Origin of the sequence: Streptomyces sp. NPDC005878 (assembly GCF_040629815.1) — a bacterium.
GTDB lineage: Bacteria > Actinomycetota > Actinomycetes > Streptomycetales > Streptomycetaceae > Streptomyces.
Window position 1 is genome coordinate 1 of record NZ_JBEXWK010000068.1, and the last position, 1,117, is coordinate 1,117.

2 protein-coding genes are annotated in these 1,117 nt (G+C 72.7%); both read right to left on the minus strand.

Annotated features, from left to right (window positions below):
* Window positions 1–51: 51 nt before the first annotated feature.
* Window positions 52–735: a hypothetical protein gene (locus ABZ404_RS39130; RefSeq protein WP_358991741.1), complete on the minus strand. Its 684-nt coding sequence runs from the start codon at window positions 733–735 to the stop codon at window positions 52–54.
* The coding region (locus ABZ404_RS39135; protein ID WP_358991744.1) for a hypothetical protein at window positions 732–1,117 on the minus strand (386 nt) is incomplete at its 5' end. The genes ABZ404_RS39135 and ABZ404_RS39130, both read right to left, overlap by 4 nt.

A 1,117-nucleotide genomic window follows, 5' to 3' on the forward strand; every position in this document is an offset into this window, starting at 1 on the left:
CGCCTCCACCCTCTTCGTGGTCGTGCCCGACCTGTTCTCCAGCCTCGGCACCTACACCGCGCTCACCATCGCCATCGGCTCGCGTCGGTCGGCGCGCTCCTCCACGGCCGGCACGAGCTGAAGCAGGTAGCCGCGCAGGCGCAGGAGCAGCAGGTGCGCGTCCTCGAAGCTGGGATCGGCCGGGCCCTCGGGATCGGTCAGCGCGCGGCACTCCGCCTCAATACGGTCCATGCCGGGGAGCTCGGGCGGCGGTTCGGCCAGCCGTTTGCGGCCGGCGCGGATGAGCTGGTCGACGTAGCCGGGGATGCACAGGTCGTCGCGCTGGCGCGGGGCCAGGACCCAGAACGAGCCGGGCCGCGCGGTCCGGGAGAGGTGCGGAACGCCCAGCCACGTCACACCGGGGGCGAGGAGCTGCGCGTCGGGGGTGAGGTGGTGGGCGCACGATCCGAGCGGAACGAGGAAGTAGTAGGCACTGGTCGCGGAGTAGGCGTCGTGGATGATCGGACCGTCGACGAGGGCGCTCAGGAAGCCCGCGACGGCTGCCTCGTTGCTGCTGTCGGCTGCCGCGTGGACCAGATGGGCGGCGACCCGGACGGTGTCGAAGGTGTGCCCCGTCGGGATGAGGGCGACCCCCCGTTGCGGGTCCGACCATTCCTCCTTCACCTGCGGGGGGAACGGGTGTGCCTGGGCCAGCCATTCGGAGGCCGCAGCGCTGCGGGCGGCGTGGCCGATCACCGTGCACCACCGTCGCAAGCCGCAGGCCGCACGGCTTCGTCCAGGCGCAGGCCGCGGTCGTCGACGCTCTCGGGCGCCTTCTGGAGGTAGTCCACGAACACGGGGTGGCCGAGACTGGCGAGCCATACGGTCAGCCGGGCCTTACCGAGCTTGGACGACGCGGCCAGGTCGGCCTCGCTGCGCGTGACCAGACCATCGACGGCGCCGTCCTCCAGGAGCCGGGCCACCCGCGTCAGAGCGCGCCGGACCTCCCCGGGCGTATCCAGGGGGCCCATGTCGTACAGGGCCGCGGTGACGGTCCAGTCCCGGGCGGCGGCGTAGGCGTGCAGCCCGGCCATGACCGCATCCGGGGCCCGTCCGTCGAAGATGCAGGCGTACAGGG